At 61.0% G+C, this 19,180-nt stretch carries 14 protein-coding genes; 2 read left to right on the forward strand and 12 right to left on the reverse strand.

From position 1 onward, the window contains the following. Positions 1 to 163: 163 nt before the first annotated feature. From AB5Y93_RS13025 to AB5Y93_RS13055, 7 genes are all read right to left on the reverse strand, one after another. The gene (locus AB5Y93_RS13025; protein WP_319899640.1) at positions 164 to 760 is read right to left on the reverse strand and encodes a Swt1 family HEPN domain-containing protein; all 597 of its coding nucleotides are present in this window, start codon (positions 758 to 760) and stop codon (positions 164 to 166) included. Position 761: 1 nt separating this feature from the next. Further along, on the reverse strand, positions 762 to 1,409 hold the full coding sequence (locus AB5Y93_RS13030; protein WP_368229545.1) for a DUF5343 domain-containing protein: 648 nt from the start codon (positions 1,407 to 1,409) through the stop codon (positions 762 to 764). Between the two features lie 128 nt (positions 1,410 to 1,537). Next, positions 1,538 to 1,801: a hypothetical protein gene (locus AB5Y93_RS13035; RefSeq protein WP_319899638.1), complete on the reverse strand. Its 264-nt coding sequence runs from the start codon at positions 1,799 to 1,801 to the stop codon at positions 1,538 to 1,540. A 799-nt stretch (positions 1,802 to 2,600) separates the two neighbouring features. Beyond that, a complete protein-coding gene (gene guaA / locus AB5Y93_RS13040) occupies positions 2,601 to 4,190 on the reverse strand; it encodes a glutamine-hydrolyzing GMP synthase (protein WP_042863789.1) in 1,590 nt (529 codons plus the stop codon). An 84-nt stretch (positions 4,191 to 4,274) separates the two neighbouring features. Beyond that, on the reverse strand, positions 4,275 to 5,738 hold the full coding sequence (gene guaB / locus AB5Y93_RS13045) for an IMP dehydrogenase (RefSeq protein ID WP_010674549.1): 1,464 nt from the start codon (positions 5,736 to 5,738) through the stop codon (positions 4,275 to 4,277). 265 nt (positions 5,739 to 6,003) lie between these two features. Further along, a complete protein-coding gene (locus AB5Y93_RS13050; protein WP_010674548.1) occupies positions 6,004 to 6,639 on the reverse strand; it encodes a YitT family protein in 636 nt (211 codons plus the stop codon). A 798-nt stretch (positions 6,640 to 7,437) separates the two neighbouring features. Further along, positions 7,438 to 10,644, reverse strand: a complete 3,207-nt coding sequence (locus AB5Y93_RS13055) for an alpha-amylase family glycosyl hydrolase (RefSeq protein WP_368229547.1) — start codon at positions 10,642 to 10,644, stop codon at positions 7,438 to 7,440. A gap of 376 nt (positions 10,645 to 11,020) precedes the next feature. Between AB5Y93_RS13055 and AB5Y93_RS13060 the strand changes: the two genes are divergently transcribed. Together AB5Y93_RS13060 and xseA are read left to right on the forward strand one after the other, a co-directional pair. Next, positions 11,021 to 11,929 (forward strand): DMT family transporter, encoded by a 909-nt coding sequence (locus AB5Y93_RS13060; RefSeq protein ID WP_324041747.1) that lies wholly within the window; start codon positions 11,021 to 11,023, stop codon positions 11,927 to 11,929. A 106-nt stretch (positions 11,930 to 12,035) separates the two neighbouring features. Then, positions 12,036 to 13,400: an exodeoxyribonuclease VII large subunit gene (gene xseA / locus AB5Y93_RS13065; RefSeq protein ID WP_368229549.1), complete on the forward strand. Its 1,365-nt coding sequence runs from the start codon at positions 12,036 to 12,038 to the stop codon at positions 13,398 to 13,400. Between the two features lie 55 nt (positions 13,401 to 13,455). Here xseA and hutW read toward each other — a convergent pair whose 3' ends face one another. The 5 genes from hutW to tyrR all read right to left on the reverse strand — a co-directional run bounded on the left by hutW (position 13,456) and on the right by tyrR (position 19,136). After that, positions 13,456 to 14,811 (reverse strand): heme anaerobic degradation radical SAM methyltransferase ChuW/HutW, encoded by a 1,356-nt coding sequence (gene hutW / locus AB5Y93_RS13070; RefSeq protein ID WP_368229615.1) that lies wholly within the window; start codon positions 14,809 to 14,811, stop codon positions 13,456 to 13,458. Between the two features lie 276 nt (positions 14,812 to 15,087). Continuing rightward, complete coding sequence (locus AB5Y93_RS13075; protein WP_010674543.1) at positions 15,088 to 15,576, reverse strand: OmpA family protein; 489 nt, start codon at positions 15,574 to 15,576, stop codon at positions 15,088 to 15,090. Between the two features lie 33 nt (positions 15,577 to 15,609). Next, on the reverse strand, positions 15,610 to 16,851 hold the full coding sequence (locus tag AB5Y93_RS13080) for a diguanylate cyclase (RefSeq protein ID WP_368229550.1): 1,242 nt from the start codon (positions 16,849 to 16,851) through the stop codon (positions 15,610 to 15,612). Beyond that, a complete protein-coding gene (locus tag AB5Y93_RS13085) occupies positions 16,848 to 17,390 on the reverse strand; it encodes a YfiR family protein (RefSeq protein WP_368222647.1) in 543 nt (180 codons plus the stop codon). Before AB5Y93_RS13085 ends, AB5Y93_RS13080 begins: the two co-directional genes overlap by 4 nt. A 198-nt stretch (positions 17,391 to 17,588) precedes the next feature. After that, positions 17,589 to 19,136 (reverse strand): transcriptional regulator TyrR, encoded by a 1,548-nt coding sequence (tyrR, locus tag AB5Y93_RS13090; protein WP_010674540.1) that lies wholly within the window; start codon positions 19,134 to 19,136, stop codon positions 17,589 to 17,591. Positions 19,137 to 19,180 lie beyond the last annotated feature (44 nt).

Below are 19,180 nucleotides of genomic sequence, written 5' to 3' on the forward strand. Positions count from 1 at the left end.
TAGCCCCCCTTTGCTGACTCTGCAACGGGGTATGATGACCAACCGTGCTGTCGCTCATAGGAGTGAAGTGTTCTTATTTTTCTAAAACAATTTTTTCTAAAACAATCTAACTTTTACTTGTAAGGTTGCATAGAAATATCGCACCTGGTTTTTGCCATAAAATTTATTCTGCCAATCGAAACCAATCGCGTAAACTAAGTTCTAGCCTAAGCGTTTCATCTTCAGCTAAAAAACTACAATGAGCAATTGGATTTCGTAATGTATTTAAGTTGAACATTATTTTCTCCACTGCCTTTATGTTATTAAATACACTAGCAAAAACACCCCAGTTAGCTTTTATTATTTCACCAAGCTCACCAAAATTTGTATAGTCGAGCTCATCGGACGATCTGGGTGTTATACCAGATTCTCTTTCACGAAGAATTCTCTTTTTCACCTCACCAATTATATGCTGAGGTATTACTTTATCATGCCACCATTTATCTCCATGGTATGACTCAAGCATTTCCGATATTTGTTTTCGGATTGTTTTTTCAAGACAATAAAATAGCTCATAATTCCTGGCCATTTCACCAGCCTCTTTTCTTAAGTTCTCCTCGAATTGAGGAAAGTATGAAATTTCTATTTCTGTTGTTTCTGTTTTTTGATTTTTTATTTTTTCATTTAAAACAACATTAAACCTCTTCTCGATTTGCTCCAAATCAGCTTCAATCAACATGTTAGTCATGCCGAAAGACTTAACTTTATCTTCAAATGCCATATCACTGATCCAGTAAGTGTTGCTTTAAGCTTTTAAAAATTGCATTAAAAACTTCAATATCTTTGGTAGCAGGCAAGTTTAGGTTTATGGTGTATGAGAGATTAATTCCACGGCTCTGAGAATGTGAGCGCTGGGGGTTTGACTGCACATCAATCAACGCTTTTTCAATTGACGGCTGAATGTTATTTACCGTAGACTCAACGTCATTTTCATTATCTTCCCCTTCAAAGTCAGCATGTTTTCTTAACATATTAAAGGTGGCTAATGTTTGTTTTGTCACCGTTGAGTTTTTCTCTCCGCCAGTGCATTCAACTATCAATCCAAGCACATCGGAATCTTCCGAGTCATGAATATACTCATTCATTTCATAAAGGCGTTCATAGAGTCGTCTGAATGCTTTTCCTACTGCATGCCGTGATTTTTTAGGGTTCCTAAATTCCTTATATAAGTCTGCTGGGGTTCCATCACTATTTACCAACCCCATCTTTTTTAAAATAGGAATACAGGCATTCGCCGACCCACCTTTCATAGCTAGTTTCGTATTAACAAAGTCTTGCGTAAATCTCTCAGGAACAGATGCTGACTTAATTTTCTCTAACATTTTTTCTAAAGTGCCAACAGAATTGCTATAAGGTAAATTTTCAGCCATAGAAATCTCCTAAAACCTCTAATGTATAGGTAACCAGCGCTACATTGCTTGATCGCACAGAGCCCATGTTAACTACCGAGTTGGACCTCTGAAGGATGTTCCGAAACCACAGATCGATACTTGTATTCTCACTTTAGAACGAAGACACATGACACAACAGGCTGACCGGCAGCTTTGCACTCGATACCTTTATTCCAAAGCGGCTGAGTGAAGCAACCAATGATAAACCCCAAAATTGTGCCAATGAGTAGAAAGAAGCCTATGCGATCCTTAGGGCCTTGCTCACGCTTTGACCAAGCGCCTAAACGGCGGACCTGAAAATTGATGTAATACATGGCAGGAAATAGTACCGCGAACGCCACTGAAACAATACCAATTGCAAAATGCTCCATGACTTCTCCGTTATGTTAATGGAAAAAAACAATTTTTGTTGCTCCAACGGCTGGCTGAAGTGCGCATAGGTTAAGAAGCCCTACAGCGATTAGATAGGAGACGGTACTAAGCCAATAACAGACTCCCGCATAACTCCGCCTTCATGAACAGGCCTGAAGTGTGATGCGCTTGCATCAATACAACATCCGCACAGAAGAGTCCTGTTGGTACTATCCACTTTAATTCACTACGCCCCCCACAGGCGTTCTGCGTGCCCGTGCCATTCCTGAATAGCAGCCAAGCTACCGCCCGGCAGCCTCCAGTTTGCTGCCTTTGACCTGCACTGTTGCTCTGGCTTGACTCATAGGTGACTCCAAAGAGGCCATACCCAGACGGCTATCCTAGCGAGTGAGAGCGACAAGAAAAAGCGGAAGGTGGGCATTTCCCAAGCCAGATCAAGAAATGACCCCGTCTTGGGGGGGGCGTATCAGCCGCTCGCATCACCCTCTTGCATCAAGATGGAGTATCGAAACGGCGGGTATCCGGCTCCAATTGCCCGCGCAGTTCCTGACGGACAGGGCATGCTCCCCTGCCCGGAGAAACCACAGCCTGCCGCCTTGTGTGGATGCGATGGATGGCGCTCTTCCGATCGACTCGGGCACTCACCACGACAACGTTGGCAACAGGGCCTCTATCCCCTTCGCCAGGAGCAAAATTTTCTCGCAAACGATTGGAAAAAGAAAAGGCGCCTCAAGGGCGCCTTTTTGACAGTTTTGCGTGATCGCAGGGAGAGGCGTTAGCCGCTTATTCCCACGCCTTTTATTCCCACTCAATGGTTGCGGGCGGCTTGCCGGAGACGTCGTACACCACGCGGGAGATGCCGTTGATCTCGTTGATGATGCGGTTCGACACGTGGCCGAGGAAGTCGTACGGCAGGTGGGCCCAGTGGGCGGTCATGAAGTCGATGGTCTCGACGGCGCGAAGCGCAATGACCCAGTCGTACTTGCGGCCATCACCCATGACGCCGACGGAGCGCACCGGCAGGAAGACGGCGAACGCCTGGCTGACCTGGTTGTAGAGGTCAGCCTTGCGCAGCTCTTCGATGAAGATGGCGTCAGCCTTGCGCAGCAAGTCGCAGTACTCTTTCTTCACTTCGCCAAGCACCCGCACGCCCAGACCCGGACCCGGGAAGGGGTGACGGTAGAGCATGTCGTAGGGCAGGCCGAGTTCGAGGCCGACACGGCGCACTTCGTCCTTGAACAGCTCGCGCAGCGGCTCCACCAGACCCATCTTCATCTCTTCCGGCAGGCCGCCGACGTTGTGGTGGGACTTGATGACGTGGGCCTTGCCGGTCTTGCTGGCAGCTGATTCGATGACGTCCGGGTAGATGGTGCCCTGGGCCAGCCACTTGGCGTTCTTGAGCTTCTTGGACTCGTCGTCGAACACGTCGACGAAGACGCGGCCGATGGTCTTGCGCTTGGCTTCCGGCTCGTCGATCCCCGCGAGGGCGGAGAGGAAGCGCTCTTCGGCATCGACCTTGATGATGTTCAGGCCGAAGTGATCGCCGAACATGTCCATCACCTGCTGGCCTTCGTTCAGGCGCAGCAGGCCGTTGTCGACGAAGACGCAGGTCAGGCGATCGCCGATGGCGCGGTGCACCAGCATGGCGACCACGGAGGAGTCCACGCCGCCGGAGAGGCCCAGGATCACCTCGTCGTCACCCACCTGCTCGCGAATGCGGGCGACGGCGTCATCGATGATGGTGGCCGGGGTCCAGAGGCATTCGCAGCCGCAGATGTCTTTGACGAAGTGCTCCAGCATACGGGCACCCTGACGGGTGTGGGTCACTTCCGGGTGGAACTGCACGCCGTAGAAGCGCTTGGCCTCGTCGGCCATGGCGGCATGGGGGCAGGTCGCGGTCTGGGCGATGGTGGTGAAGCCGGCGGGGATCTCGGTGACCTTGTCGCCGTGGCTCATCCAGACATCCAGCAGGGCATTGCCGTTGTCGGCAATGGCGTCTTCGATGTTGCGCAAGAGAGCGCTGGTCTTGCCGGACTGGCCCAGCACTTCGACCTGGGCGTAGCCGAATTCACGCAGGTTGGAGGACTGCACCTTGCCGCCGAGCTGCTCGGACATGGTCTGCATGCCGTAGCAGATGCCGAACACCGGCACACCGGCGTTGAACACGTACTCGGGGGCGCGCGGGCTGCCCGCCTCGGTCACGGATTCCGGGCCGCCGGAGAGGATGATGCCGCTCGGGTTGAACTCGCGGATCTGCTCTTCGGTTACATCCCAGGCCCACAGCTCGCAGTAGACGCCGATTTCACGGACGCGACGGGCGATGAGCTGGGTGTACTGGGAACCGAAATCCAGGATAAGGATACGGTGGGCGTGAATGTCTTTAGTCATTTTATTCCTGCATCAGGCTGATGTTGTCACAAAAAGCACGGGATAAAAAAAGGGTGGAAAAACGGGGCGCAGAGCCCCGTTTCATCAGCCCATCCGGTAGTTGGGGGCTTCTTTGGTAATGGTCACGTCGTGAACGTGGGACTCTTTCATCCCGGCGCCCGAGATGCGCACAAACTCGGCCTTGGTGCGCATGTCGTCGATGGTCGCGCTGCCGGTCAGACCCATGGAGGAGCGCAGGCCGCCCATCTGCTGGTGGATGATCTCTTTGAGGCGGCCCTTGTACGGCACGCGCCCTTCGATCCCTTCCGGCACCAGCTTGTCGGCGGCGTTGTCGGTCTGGAAGTAACGGTCGCTGGAGCCCTTGGACATGGCACCCAGAGAGCCCATGCCGCGGTAGGACTTGAAGGAGCGGCCCTGATAGAGCTCGATCTCGCCCGGCGCCTCTTCGGTACCGGCAAACATGGAGCCCACCATGACGCAGCTTGCGCCCGCGGCGATGGCCTTGGCCACGTCACCGGAGAAGCGGATGCCGCCATCGGCAATCACCGGCACGCCGGTGCCTTCCAGAGCGTCGACGGCGTCGGAGATGGCGGTGATCTGGGGCACGCCCACGCCGGTCACGATACGGGTAGTACAGATGGAGCCCGGGCCGATACCGACCTTGACGGCGTTGACACCCGCTTCCACCAGCGCCTTGGCGCCAGCGGCGGTGGCGACGTTGCCGCCGATGATTTGCAGGTCAGGATAGGCTTCACGGGTCGCCTTGATGCGATCCAGCACGCCCTGGGAGTGGCCGTGGGAGGAGTCAATCAGCAGCACGTCCACACCGGCTTCCACCAGGGCGGCGACGCGCTCTTCGTTGCCTGCACCGGCACCGACGGCGGCACCGACCCGCAGACGGCCACGCTCGTCTTTGCACGCGTTGGGCTTGCGCTCGGCTTTCTGGAAGTCCTTCACGGTGATCATGCCCTTGAGCTTGAAGTCGCCGTTGACCACCAGCACCTTCTCGATGCGGTGCTTTTGCATCAGGGCCACCACCTCTTCACGAGGGGCCCCTTCACGCACGGTCACCAGACGATCTTTCTGGGTCATGATCTGTTCGACGGTCTGGGAGAGATCGATGACGAAGCGCACGTCACGGCCGGTGATGATGCCCACCAGCTGGTTGCCGTCAGTCACCACGGGGTAACCGGCGAAACCGTTCTTGTGACTCAGCTCCTTGATCTGGGCGATGGTCATGTCAGGGCGCACGGTAACGGGGTCGCTGACCACGCCGCTCTCGTACTTCTTGACCTTGCGCACTTCGGCAGCCTGCTGCTCGATGGACATGTTCTTGTGAATGAAGCCGATACCGCCTTCCTGGGCCAGTGCGATAGCCAGACGGGCTTCGGTCACTGTGTCCATGGCAGCGGAGATCATCGGGATATTCAGCGTGATCGCAGACGTGAGCTTGGTACGCAGGTCGGCGGTATTGGGGAGAACAGTGGAGTGGGCTGGAACCAACAGTACATCGTCGAAGGTCAGCGCTTCTTTGGCAATCCTGAGCATGGCAATATCTCACCGTTGAGGAGTGGGGGTGTAAAATATTGCCGACAAATTTTACTCATGCATTGGGCAGTGGTAAAGAAGTTTTTTGAATTTTTTATGGCGTAGCCCGATTTAACGCCACCAACAGGGCAAAAAACCAATAAATTCAGCCGTAACCATGCCGTTTTTCCCGACAAGATGATCTTTTTTGCCGTTGAGCCCCTTTCTGCTGCCAGTCTCCCGGAACGGCCTTTTTTCCCCTCACAGCCGTCAGCCAGACCGGCGGTCAGTTCCCCTGATAGCGGCCCGGCTTGTGCCAGTTCATCAGCATGGCGTTCATGGCCAGCGCACTCAGGGTTGACCAGAGCAGCAGGGGAAGCGGCAGGGTGAGCAGAGAGAGCGCAAACACCAGCACATCCAGCACCATCTGGCTCTTTCCCGCATTGATGCCGGTGCGCCGTTGTAGCCAGAGCGTCACCACGCCGGTGCCCCCCACGGAGGCATTGTGGCGCGCCAGAGACAAGACCCCCATGCCGAGGAAGGTTCCCCCCACCAGGGCGGCAAACAGGGGATGGACATAGCTCACCGTCAGCAGCAGCGGCACCGCCTGGGTGGCCGCCGAGAGGGCGACGTTGACGATCAGCGTCTTGAGGGTGAAGGCGCGCCCCATGGTGACGTAGCAGAACACCATGAAGGGCAGGTTCACCAGGAAGAAGAGCACGCCGATGGGCAGGGTGCTGACATGGGCGATCAGCAGGGCGATGCCCGCGATGCCGCCGGTGATCATGCCGGAACACTTGAGCAGATTGAGCCCCACGGCGATAAACATGACCCCGAGCACCATGCCGTAGACATCGTCCTTGAGGGTATGGGCCAGCCCCCTGCCCGCGGCCGCTGGCTGCATGGTCATTTCACCTTCCATATGACTCCTTAGATCCGATTTGATGGTGGCATCCGTTGCCCGACAACCAGGCCGCATTGGGGCTGATGGCGGCGACCCGTTCACCTTGCCCTCCCCACCCCCAATCTTGCGTCCCCCGCCCCCTGATCTCGCCATCATGGGGATGACAAGGCACAGCAAAAAGAGCGCCAATCAAAACAAGAGTCCGCGATACCATAAATAATCGGATTTAAATTCCGATAAATGCGCAATATGCAGGTCGAATGCACCACTTCAGTGATCGGTCACCACAGTGGCGCAGCATGTTTACCCGAGTCACCGAGAAAGGCCTCGTGGTATCCCCTTCACAGCCCGGTTTTTCGGCAGATCATGTCGATACGATGCCGCTTTTCAGCATGGATGATGCTTGTCATGGGGGAAATCCGGGGGCGATACGGCGTGTTTCTTCGGGGTGGGCTCCAGGGGGGGATGTGGATGGAACGCACCAATCAAGTGCGCTTGCACCATCATAGAGCAACTGAGTGGCACAGTTTGCCTTGCACCGCGGCGCAAAGGCGACATGGGCACCGCTTTGCTCACTGCCACGAACACTGCAATATGCAGAGCATGGAGTGACTCGGGCGGCGGATGCACCACTTCCCTTCCCTCTAGCCCCCTGCCCATGAGTGTGCTGGTCGCGAGTCCACAGGTCTGCCCATTCACCAGCCCCTCCGCAGCCAGAGTCCCATCAGGATGGGGCATCCATTCAGGCATAGGCAGAAGGCAGAATAAAAAAGTCGGCCCGAAGGCCGACTCGCTGCACCCTGTGACAGGGCTTCCTTACTTGAGGTATTTGCCGTCAGCACCGACCTTGCCCGGGCCGTTCAGTACCCAGACCCGCGCCGAATAGGCGGGCACCGCAAAGCTCAGGCTGCCGTTGCTGACGCTCTGGCTCGCACCGGTTACCGCGTCCGTGTAGGTGCCGTTCTTCAGGCCACTCAGGTTTATCTGCTGGGCCGAGTTGGCCGCAAGGCCCACGGCGGCGTAGCTCCCTTGGGCGCTCAGATCACGCACGAAGCTGATGCCGCTCCCCCACTCGTTCACCTGGCTCATGGGCGCTTTTTGCAGGGCGGGCACCGCCTTGCGGATCTGGTTCAGGCGCTTGATGTGCTGATAGAGCGGGTGGCTCGGGGTAGCGGGGTTGTCCAGCACATCTCCGTAGTAGGCACGACCGGTCTGATCCACCGTCATGGTGGCCCCGTCGATGTCCTGGGGCTTGCCCGCCTGGAACATCACCTCCTCCCCGTAGTAGAGGGTCGGGATCCCCCGCGCCGTCCAGAGCAGGTTGTAGGTCATGGCCGCATTGCCCTCTTCCCCGCCGTAGCGGTACTTGAAGTCGTTGTCCGGCCCCACGTCGTGGTTCTGGAAGAAGGTGATGAGCTTGGTGGCATCCCCATAGACCCAGTCCATGGCGAAAATCCCCCCTACCCCGCCAAAGTTCCCCCGGGTGACGTTGTCACGGAAGGTGGAGAAGAGGGAGAAGTCCAGCACAGAGAGGCCGGAATCGCCCCCTGCACGGGGATCGGCCGGGTTCGGTGTGGTGCGGGTATACCACCAGGGGCGGATCACCGCCGAGGCATTGTCGTTGGCCAGCTCAGAGCCCCAGCCGGTGCCCTTGACCAGGTTTTCGCCAAAGACGAACAGCCCCGGTTTGTGGGCCTGCCAGTCGTGGACATAGGTCAGCAGTTCGTCCCGCTCGATGTGCTTCAAGGTATCGATACGGATGGCATCGACCCCCATGTCGAGGTACTGACGAATGGCGCCGTTGAGGTAGTCCTTGACGTTCTGGTTGCCGGTGGCCAAGTCGATGCAGTCCCCCGCCATGTGCTTGCGCTGCAGGGCAAGCGGGCTCTCCCAGTCACCGCCGGACATGAAACCGTCCAGGTGATACCAGGCGGGATCCAGGGTCTGGGCGTCGATGCCGAAGAAGCGGTTGGGGTTGTAGCCTGCGCTCGGCACGGTGGCGCCAGTCTTGGGGTCCACCAGGGGCTGGGTGCCCGCCGGATCGGACTGGCAGCGGGCCTTGTACCAGTCGGGCGCCGCCGGGTTGTCGTCGTCACAGCGGTTGGCACTGGCGTAGTCCCCAAGATTGCCCTGATAGGGACCATTGTTGATGAGTCCCTGGCTCGACCCCGCCGGTACGTAGTATTTGACGGGCAGGCGATCGATCCAGGTCTTGCCGCGCAGGCCGTACTGGCTCGAGTGGTTGAGCACCACGTCCTGGATCACCTTGAGCCCCTTGGCGTGGGCCGCCTGGATGAACTCCCGGTAACCCGCCCCCGGCGACTCCAGACGGGGATCGACCCGGTAGAAGTCGTAGGCATGGTAGCCGTGGTAGTCGAGGCCGGAGCGGTTCTCCACCGGCGGCGTCACCCAGATGGCGGTGAAGCCGAGATCCTTGATGTAGTCGAGCTTGGCGATCAACCCCTTGAAGTCGCCACGCCACTGGGGATCCCCCGCCTTGTAGCGATCCCGGTTGTAGTAGTTGTTGCTGGCATCGCCATCATAGAAGCGGGCAGTCAGCAGGAAGTAGATGCTCTCGGCGCGAAAATCGCCGCTCGCCACCCCCTGCTCGCCGATACGGTACTCGAAGCGCTGCTCGCGCTGATTGCCGCTGGCGTCGATGGCAAGGGTGCGGATCACCAGATCGGTGCCGCTCCCCTTGTCGCTCGCCACCAGGGGCTGGCCTGCATAACGGGCCGATGCCGTGGTGGGCTGGCTGCCGTCCGTCGTGAAATGCACGGCGGGGGCGCTGTCCTGATCGTCGCTCACTCCCAGAGTGATGGACTGGCTGTCCACATAACTCCCCGGGGACGGGGTGGCCGTCACCGTGGGGGCCTGCAGATCGGCCCCGGCCAGCGTCTCCACCTCGATGGCCTTGCGCAGGCTGTCAAAGCAGATGCGATAACTGGTGTTGGCGCTGACCAGGTAATCCTGGGCCGGATACGCCTCGGTCCAGTCCCCCTTGTGGTCAATCTTGAAGCGGGGGTTGTTGCTGCCAAAGGCCTGCTCGGTGCAGAAGGTGGTGCCATCCTCGCTGGTCATGGGGGTGAGCCCCCAGTTGTTGGCCGTGCCCCGGAAGTACCAGCTGTCGCTGCTCTGTCCTGCCCCGACCACCACGCTCACGCTGCTGCTGCCCTTGGCGCCCTGATCGTCGGTGACCGTAAGGCCATAGGTGAAGGTGCCGGTCTGGGTGGTGTTGACGACGATGCTCTCCGTGGTCTCGCCGCTGCTCCACAGATAGCTCGCGATCTGGCCGTCGGGATCCGTGGAGTCGCTGCCGCTCAAGGTGAGTGACGCCCCCTGGGTCACGTTCACCGTCCCCCCCGGGGTGATGACCGCGAGCGGCGGCTGGTTGTCATCCCCAAGGGGGGTGATGCTGTAGGCCAGGGTCTGGTCGTTGACCTGGATGCGCACCGTGCCCACGGCGCTCCAGAAGATGTCGCCGCCACTTTTCTCCAGCACGCCGTCGCCGTTGCTGTCGCCAAAGTTGACGGCCCAGTCGCCAGCCTGATCAAACTTGAGGCGCTGGCTCGCCTTGCCATCCATGTAGGCTTCCACCTGCCACAGGTGATCCCCTACCAGGGTCATGGGGAGGCTGGCCCAGCCGTTGAAGGTGCCGCGCACGTTGAGCTGCGGCAAGGTGCTGGCAAACCCCGAGGCCTCGCAACTGGCCACCGCCGTCGCGCTCACCGCCTGGGTGCTCGCGTTGATGCGGATCTGGTACGCCGTGTTGGCATTGACCCCGTAGTCGGCCGCCGGGTAGCTCTGCTGCCAGTTGCCGTACCTGTCTATCTTGAAGCGCGGGCCGCCGCTGGCATCCCCGCTCACGAAGCGCTGACAGGTATCAAAATTGACGCCGTCCGTCGACGTCATGGCGGTCGCCGCCCATCCATTCGCAGTGCCCCGGAAGAACCACTCCGCCGCCGTGCTCGGCGCCGTGATCAGGGTTCCCAACAATCCGGCCGCGAGTATCCATCTAGCCATTGATAGTCCTTTATTTTCATTGTTTGTGTGTGATGCCGGTGTGTCCCGGCATTCCCCCATCCGCAACGTCCCGCCTTCAGATGAGCCCGACCAGTCTAGAGTCCCCCATGGCCAATTCATGGCCAACACGCGCAAAATGTGACCACTGTCGACCTCGTCATGGGCTGTATGTGATTGATAGCGCTTTCATTTCCTGGCGCAGAAGTGAGGGGCACCCCCATCGGGGAGAGCAAGATGGCCGCCCTCCGCGACCACCTCGGGCACAGGGTCAGCCCCTGCCTCCTGCACGGCGCCGTTGCCATCGGGGACACTTGCCCCCATGATGCAATCCCTCTTGCCATCTCGGGCAACAGGGCGGTTCATTCAGGGAGAAACGATGAGACCATCGGATTACGGGAGATTGCTCGCGCTGGCAGCCATCTGGGGTGCCAGCTTCTTGTTCATGCGCATCGCGGCGCCGGCGTTCGGCTCGGTCAACACCACCTTCCTGCGGGTCTTCTTCGCCCTCATCGGCCTCGCCGCCATGTTGCTTCTGCTGCGCACCCCCATGCGGTTCCAGGGCAAGCTCAAGTCCGCCATGGTGCTTGGCATCATCAACTCCGGCGTCCCCTTCCTGATGTACGCCATCGCCGCCCTCTGGCTGCCCGCTGGCTACTCCGCCATCCTCAACGCCACCACCCCGCTGATGGGGGCCCTGATCGGCTTCTCCTTCTTCAGCGAGACGCTGACCTGGCGCAAATGGGCTGGCGTCATGCTGGGCCTGATGGGGATCACCCTCATCACTACCACGGGCGAAGTGAACCTCTCCGGCAATCTGATCATCGGGGTGCTGGCCTGCCTCATCGCCACCGCCTGCTACGGCTGCGCCGGCTTCCTGACGAGGCGCTGGATCACCGAGCGGGGTGGGCTGGATGCCAAGCTGGTGGCCTTTGGCAGCCAGCTCGGCGCCTGCCTCTTCCTGCTCCCCTTCTTCGGCTACACCCTGGTGACCTGCCCCGCCGTCGACTGGGCCCAACCTGACGTCTGGGCCAGCGTGCTGGCGGTCGGCTTCCTCTGCACCGCCTTCGCCTACCTGATCTATTTTCGGCTGATCGCCGACATCGGGCCCCTGCGCTCCCTCACGGTCACCTTCCTCATCCCCCCCTTTGGCATCTTGTGGGGCTACCTGGTGCTCGGCGAAACCCTCACCGGCGGCTTCGTGGCAGGCGGCGCCATCGTCTGTCTCGCGGTCTGGCTGGTGACCAGCCCCGCCAAAGCCGTCAAGTCGGCCAAGGCACAAGCCTAGGCTCCGCGTCATCTGCCGGGCCCATGGCTCGGCAGATGGGCGCAACTGGGGTAAGATGACCCCCATCGTTTCTCCCGCCCCGGCGGACACCACAGCAGGGCCAGCCTTGAATCACCTCGAACCCGCCAGTCAGAGCAGACAACAGCAGATCTTCACCGTCACCCGCCTCAACAGCGCCGTGCGCATGATCCTGGAGCAGGATCTGGGGCTGGTGTGGCTCACCGGCGAGCTCTCGAACCTCGCGATGCCAAGTTCCGGCCACTGGTACTTCTCCCTCAAGGACATGTCGGCCCAGGTGCGCTGCGCCATGTTCAAGGGCAACAACCGCCGGGTGCCGTTCCGTCCCCAGGATGGCATGCAGGTGCTGGTGCAGGCGCGAGTCTCCCTCTATGAACCCCGGGGCGACTACCAGCTCATCATCGAGTCCATGCAGCCCGCCGGGGATGGCATGCTGGCCCTGCGCTTCGAGGAGCTCAAGCGCCGCCTCGGGGCCGAAGGGCTCTTTGACGAAGGGCGCAAGCGCCCCTTGCCCCGGGAACCCCGCGCCGTCGGGCTGGTCACCTCCGCCACAGGCGCCGCCCTGCACGACATGCTGACGGTGCTTGAACGCCGCGCCCCGGACTTGCCCGTTTTCATCTACCCGACCCAGGTGCAGGGGAGCGCCGCCACCGCCCAGATCGTCTCGGCCATCATGCTTGCCAATCGCCGCGCCGAGGTGGATGTGCTCATCGTCGGACGCGGCGGCGGTTCCCTTGAAGATCTCTGGTGCTTCAACGAAGAGGCGGTGGCACGGGCCATCGCAGGCTCCGCCATCCCCGTGGTGAGCGCCGTAGGGCACGAGGTGGACGTCACCATCAGCGACTTTGCCGCCGACCTTCGTGCCCCCACCCCCTCTGCCGCCGCCGAGCTGGTGGCGCCTGACAGGAGCACCCGTGCCCAGCGCCTCGTGCACCTGCGCCAGCGGCTTACCCAGGCCATGAGCCGTCACCAGGTCGCCGCCCGCCATGGCTTCGTCCTGCTGCAGAAGCGGCTCGATCATCAGGATCCCAAGCGACGGCTGGAGCAGCAGTCCCAGCGCCTCGACGAGCTCGACCGCCGCTTGCAGCAGCACCTGCGTGATCGCCTGCACCAGGGGGAGCGGCGCCTCGCGGGCCTCGCCATGCGCCTGCAGGCCAGAAGCCCCGAAAAGCGGCTGGCCATCGGCAAACGTCGTCACCAGCTTGCCGAGGAGCGCCTCCATGCCCTCATCGCAAAACGCCAGGATCTCGCCCGCCACCGCCTCGCCATGCTGGGAGCCCGCCTCGACGGCATCAGCCCGCTGGCCACCCTGGGGCGCGGTTACGCCATCGTGCGCACCCCCTCCGGGGAGGTGATCCGCCGCGCATCCCAGGTCAATGCAGGCCAGACCCTGATCACCACCCTCGCAGAGGGAGCGCTGCGGGTGCGGGTGGACGAGGTCGACAACTGCTGACAAAAGTGGGGGCTTGCACCAGGCCCCCGCCACCTTTCTGTGCTCCGATAGCCCGTTATACCAGGGCATGACCGGCCATCTTGCCCGGGTGGCCGGATGGTTTCTCGCCCCCCTTGCTCCCCCCCGGTGGATTGCACCTCAGATACTCGAACAACCCGGCCTGCAAATTCACGTTCCAGAAACGCCCCGCCAGGGTGAGGGCGAGACGCTCGGCCGAGAGCCGTGCCAGCCCGTGTCGCTGCCAGGCCTCAAAGAGCGGCATCAGGTGGGAGACCAGCCCCTGTGGCAATTGCGACAACGCCAGCCATCCGGTGTCGAGCCCACCTCGCAGCAACCCGTCGAGACGGGCATCGGGATTGGGCCTCATCACCATGCCGGGAGCACGCACGCCCTTCGCCTGCGCCTCATGCCAGGACGCCAGATCCCGGCCATACATGAGGCCGTGGCCGTGAATATTGCCCCCCGCCCCTGCGCCGAAGGGCAGGATCTCGGCGCCCCACTTGGCCATCTGGTTGTAGCGGCTCTGCTCGGCATCGGTGCGCCGCCAGTGGCTGCAGGAGAGCCGCTCCCAACCCCCCGCCTCCAGTGTCCGGGCCCCGTCGGCATACATGACTGCCCGCTGCTGGCCATCGGCGGCCCAGCCCAGGGTGCCTTTCTCGTCGGCGCGCGCCAGGTTGGTGCCCGCCATGGAGATGAGTTGATAGAGATCCACCCCGTGCACCCCGCTCGCCATCACATCCGCGATATCCTGGCTCCACACGGCCTCATACTGACCCGGCAGACCGAAGATGAGATCCGCCACGATCACCGCCTCGTTGTGGCGGGTCAGCGCCGCCAGCCGGGCCAGCAAGGTCTCCCTGTCATCGAAGCGGGCCGCCTGCTGGCGCACGCGGGTATCAAAACTCTGCACGCCGAACGAGAAGCGATTGAAGCCACCCGCCAGGGCCGTCTGCCACTTCTCGTCATCAAAGCCGTTGAGCCGCCCTTCCAGGGTCAGCTCCGCATCCACGGTCAGGGGAAAACGGCGGATGGCGCTGGCCAGGCGGGCGAGATCGCCCGCCGCCATGTCGGTCGGCGTGCCGCCCCCCACATAGACCGCCGAGAAAGGCTGGCTCTGGACGAGCGGCGTCTCGGCTGCCAGGTGCAGCGACCCACAGAGTGCTTCCATGTAGCGGCTCATGCGCGCCGGATTGGCGCCATTTTCGAAGAAGTTGCAAAAACTGCAGCGCTTGCGGCAAAACGGGATATGGATATAGAGCGCTCGGGCCTTGGCCTCGCTCTCCAGCTGCCACCAGGCTTGCCAGCCGGTATCGTCTAGCATCAGGGGGGCGGTCCCTCCCCGGCTGGCATGGGCCGACGTCTTGGCGGTGAAGGCGAATTTGAGGGGATCCGGGGTGCAAAGCCCCGTCATGGTCGAAGAAAGCTGGAGAGTCGTCACTGGGGTTACCCTGCGTAAATAACGCAAATGATAACGAATATCAGTTGTAGGTATTTGTGCTGGATCAAGTCGGGAAGGATTGAGCCGTCACTCTGTCCCCATCAGGGCAACAGCGCGTCAGGCAAGGAAAGCGTGAAACAACAAGGGAAGAGAGCCACTCTCCCACTGGAGAGTGGTGGCACACACAGGATCAGGCGGTTGATTCAAGGCTCCTGACGGGAGCGCCGCGCCGATACCGGCTGACGGGGGTCAGCCATTGCCGATGATGATGGCAACCCGGCGATTTTCCGCTCGCCCGGCAGCGGTCGCGTTGTCGGCGATGGGCGCCTCTTCTCCGCGGCCGCGGATATCCAGGTTCCCCTGTGGCATACCCACCGACACCAGGACATCGGCCACCGACCGTGCCCGCTTGAGGGAGAGTTGCTGGTTGTAGGCCTCATCACCGTTGGAGTCGGTATGACCGTCCACCCGGGCCCGGTTCAGTCCTACCTCAATCAGGGCCTTGCCGAGTTTCTCCACCACCTGGCGGGTCTCGGGGTTGAGGGCCCCCACATTGTTGGCGAACAGCACCTTGTTGGAGATATCCAGGGTCCATCCCTCGTCGGTCAGGTGAAATCCCTGCTCCTTCAAGGCGGCGATCTGCTCCGCCGTGAGCCCCTGGGGAGGGCTCTGGCACGCCGCCAGCACACTCAGCAACAGTGCCACCAGGCCCGCTTTGATCGGGTTCAACATGCGCATTCTTATCATCCTTTCACTATTTCCGGTTCAACTTCACGTGCTCGTTTTTCGTGTTTCTCTCTCCTCCCTGCGTTGTCGTTTGGCTTGATACATGGCGTCGTCTGCCCATTGCAGCAGGGCATCCGCCGTCTTCCCCTGCTCGGGATAGCGGGCAGAGCCGATGCTGATCCCCACCCCGAGATGGCGACCGTCACTCAATACCACGGGGGTGTTCATGGCCTGCTGCACTCGCCCTATCACCTCGCGCACCTCGTCCTCCCCATGGATCGGGGTCAGGAGGATGACGAACTCATCTCCCCCCAGCCGGCAGACCAGATCCAGGGGCCTGAGCTGATGCTGCACCCGCCGCGCCACGGCGATCAGCACTTCGTCGCCGATGCTGTGGCCCAGGTTGTCATTGATCTGCTTGAAACGATCGCAATCCAGATAGAGCAGGGCAAAACCTTCATGCCCCTTGTTGCCTGCCTGGATGGCCTGCTCCATGCGAGCCTCGAACAGAGCGCGGTTGGGCAGACCGGTCAGGGGATCATGGGTTGCCTGATGCAGCAGGCTGGCGTTCTCCCGCTTCTGGTGGGCCTGCCAGGCTTCCAGCTCATCGAGCAGCGAATTGAAATCCTCGCCCAGCTCGTGCAGCTCGGCGATATTGGCCGCCGGCACCCGCTCCTTGAGGGCCCGCTGGCGGCTGACATTGTAAGCCACCTCGGTCAGGGCCTTGAGGGGTGCCGTGATGGAGCGTTGCATCCGGCGCGCCACATGGAGTGCCCCGAGAATACTGATGAGCAGGCACACCAGGGTAGCCAGCAAGGTCTGCAACAGGAATCGCAACAGGTACTGGCCGTGACCGACCAGATGCACCCTGGCTATCTCCTTGTGCTCGCGCACCATGGGGAGCGCCACGGGCCCCGGCAGGATCAGACGGGCCAGGTGCTGCTCCAGGGTGGTCCAGGGGGTAGTGATGTCCCGGCGCCAGCTCGCCAGCACCTGGCCGTCCGGCAGCACTATGCTGGCGCTGGCTATGTCTTCCCGGGAGGTGATGGTCTCCAGGGCATCCAGTGCCGCCTCCTTGTCATGGAAGACCACGGCCGCCTCAGTGGTGTAGCTGATGGCCCGCGCCACCAGCTTGAGGTTGTGATCCGCATAAAGGCGCAGCGCCAGCAGCGCCGTGACGGTCAGAAACAGCCCGGCCATGCAGACGGCAGTCAGGGAGATCATCATGTGGGTGCGCCCCAGACTCTGTCGCAGGGTAAGCCGGGGAGTGGCGTGATGGACCGTCATCGCACCTCCTCATCGGCTCGCGCCAGCTTGAGCACGGCCGGGTGCACTCGCACGCCGCTGCGGGCCAGCGCATCCAGATTGACCCGAAAACGCACCCTCTCCTCCCCGGCCTGCAGACAGAAGACCGCATCGGCGATGCACTCGCGGCTCTGCTCGCTGATGCTGAGGATGGCGTGACCGCGCAGGCGCTCGAACAGGGAGAGGCGCTGCGCCGGTGCCAGCACCCCCAGATAGATGACATCGCAGCGCTGGATCAGCGACTCGTCGTCCATGTCGTAGCGATGGACCTCCACCGGTCGGCCATTGGCCTGCCGTTCGATGGTCAGAAGGGATGACGCATATTCCGTCGGTGCCGTGATGCAGAGCCGAAGTCTGGCGGGCTCGCTGGGCCAGCGGGTGTAACTGAGGATATCGAGCACGGTCTGGCGCACCATGTCACTGCGCGCCTCGGCGGAGGTTGCCGCCATGGTCTGGTTTGCCAGCATCAGCATGCAGCACAGTGGCGCCAGCCACATCAGTAACCGGAGGTAACAAAACATCTGCATGGTGCCCGCGAGAGTGTCCAGGTCGGCGCCGGGGTCACCCGACGCCCATGATGAGAGTGCCTGCATGGCACCGCACCGAGCTTACCAGCCGGGTGGCCAGCCCCCAGAGGCAAGTGGCACGGTTGCGTCACCAGGTGTCGCAGCCGTGCCTGCAAGGCGCTCAATGCCCCAGGCAGACACCGTCCATCGACACTACTTCTTGCCAATCCCATATTCGCGCAGCTTGTTGGCGATGGCAGTATGGGAGACACCGAGCCGCTTGGCCAGTTGGCGGGTGGAGGGGAACGCCGGGTAGAGCCGCTCCAGCAGGCGGCTCTCGAAACGCTTCACCGCCTCGTCGAGCCCCCCTTCGAACCACTCGTCGATGAGCGGCATGGCATCGGCCGCCACCGGCAAGTCCACGTGCTCGGGTCCAATCTCGTCCCCTTCCAGCAGGGTCATGGCCCGATAGAGGCAGTTGCGCAGCTGGCGCACGTTGCCGGGCCAGCGGTAGGCGGTGAGGTACTCGGCCATGTTGCGGGTAAAGCGCGGACGCGGGCGCTGCAGTTCGCTGGCAAAGCGCGACACGAACTGCTGGGCCAGGGCCATGATGTCCGCCTTGCGCTCGCGCAGCGGCGGCAGATTGAGGCTAAGCACATTGAGGCGGTAGTAGAGATCTTCGCGAAACTTCCCTTCATGAACCAGATCCAGCAACTGCTTCTGGGTGGTGCAGATGAAGCGCACGTTGACCCTCACCTCCTGCTCGTCACCGACCCGGCGAAACACGCCATCTTGCAGCACCCGCAGGAACTTGGTCTGCAGATGGGGGGACATGTCGCCGATCTCGTCCAGCATCAGGGTGCCGCCGCTGGCCAGCTCCAGCACTCCGCGCTTGCCCTCGGTGTTGTTGCCAAAGGCGCCGGGGGCATAGCCGAACAGCTCGCTCTCGGCCACGTTGTCCGGCATGGCCGCGCAGTTGAGCGCCATGAAGGGGTGGCTGGAGCGCAGGCTGGCGCCGTGGCAGGCCCGGGCCAGCAACTCCTTGCCGGTGCCGGTCTCCCCCACGATGAGCAAGGGGGCGTCCTGCATCGCGAGCTTGGCTGCCTGGGCCAGCACCTCTTTCATCTTCTGGCTCTCGGCCTGGAGGTGCTCAAAGCCCCCCACTTCCACCGCGTGCAGGGCACTGAAGTGCATGCCGACCCGGCGGGCGGATTTGAGCACCACCACGGCGCCGGCCAGAGCCTGCTTGCCCTTCTCTTCGGCCACGAACAGCGGCATCAGATCGCCCAGGTACTCTTCGCCACCGAGGCTCAGCTTGCAGGTCTGGGGCTTGATCTCCCCCGACTCCAGCCAGCGGCCAAACGAGAAGCCCTTGACCAGGGAGGCGATCGCCACGCCGCGCACCTCGTCCGGTGGCAACGCCAGGGTAGTGAGGGCGGCCTGGTTGGCCTGGGTCACCCGCCCCTTGCTGTCGAGGGAGAAGACCAGGTCCGGCAGCGCCTTGAGCAGGGCCTCTATCTCGTGGTGTTCCCGCTCGGAGGGCATGTAGGGGATGGTCTTGACGTCATAGACGCCGGGAATGCGGCGAATTTCCGGCATCAGATGCTGAAAGTCACGGAACTCCAGCTCGGGGAAATTGAGATAGATGATGCCTGAGGTATCGATTTCGATGCCGCGCAGATCGATGTTGTGCTCCACCAGTCGGTCGAGCAATTCCCGGGTCAGGCCCAGACGGTCTTCACAGCTGACTTCAAGACGCATTCGGCACACACTTCCTAGCTAACATTCTGAATAACGGGATAATA

The organism is Aeromonas sp. R10-1, from assembly GCF_040908465.1.
GTDB lineage: Bacteria > Pseudomonadota > Gammaproteobacteria > Enterobacterales > Aeromonadaceae > Aeromonas > Aeromonas caviae.

Excerpts from the sequence above, each read along its gene's own strand:
- AB5Y93_RS13025 (WP_319899640.1), bottom strand. The coding sequence starts at position 760 with ATGGCATTTGAAGATAAAGTTAAGTCTTTCGGCATGACTAACATGTTG.
- AB5Y93_RS13030 (WP_368229545.1), bottom strand. The coding sequence starts at position 1,409 with ATGGCTGAAAATTTACCTTATAGCAATTCTGTTGGCACTTTAGAAAAA.
- AB5Y93_RS13035 (WP_319899638.1), bottom strand. The coding sequence starts at position 1,801 with ATGGAGCATTTTGCAATTGGTATTGTTTCAGTGGCGTTCGCGGTACTA.
- guaA (WP_042863789.1), bottom strand. The coding sequence starts at position 4,190 with ATGACTAAAGACATTCACGCCCACCGTATCCTTATCCTGGATTTCGGT.
- guaB (WP_010674549.1), bottom strand. The coding sequence starts at position 5,738 with ATGCTCAGGATTGCCAAAGAAGCGCTGACCTTCGACGATGTACTGTTG.
- AB5Y93_RS13050 (WP_010674548.1), bottom strand. The coding sequence starts at position 6,639 with ATGGAAGGTGAAATGACCATGCAGCCAGCGGCCGCGGGCAGGGGGCTG.
- AB5Y93_RS13055 (WP_368229547.1), bottom strand. The coding sequence starts at position 10,644 with ATGGCTAGATGGATACTCGCGGCCGGATTGTTGGGAACCCTGATCACG.
- AB5Y93_RS13060 (WP_324041747.1), top strand. The coding sequence starts at position 11,021 with ATGAGACCATCGGATTACGGGAGATTGCTCGCGCTGGCAGCCATCTGG.
- hutW (WP_368229615.1), bottom strand. The coding sequence starts at position 14,811 with ATGACGGGGCTTTGCACCCCGGATCCCCTCAAATTCGCCTTCACCGCC.
- AB5Y93_RS13075 (WP_010674543.1), bottom strand. The coding sequence starts at position 15,576 with ATGCGCATGTTGAACCCGATCAAAGCGGGCCTGGTGGCACTGTTGCTG.
- AB5Y93_RS13080 (WP_368229550.1), bottom strand. The coding sequence starts at position 16,851 with ATGACGGTCCATCACGCCACTCCCCGGCTTACCCTGCGACAGAGTCTG.
- AB5Y93_RS13085 (WP_368222647.1), bottom strand. The coding sequence starts at position 17,390 with ATGTTTTGTTACCTCCGGTTACTGATGTGGCTGGCGCCACTGTGCTGC.
- tyrR (WP_010674540.1), bottom strand. The coding sequence starts at position 19,136 with ATGCGTCTTGAAGTCAGCTGTGAAGACCGTCTGGGCCTGACCCGGGAA.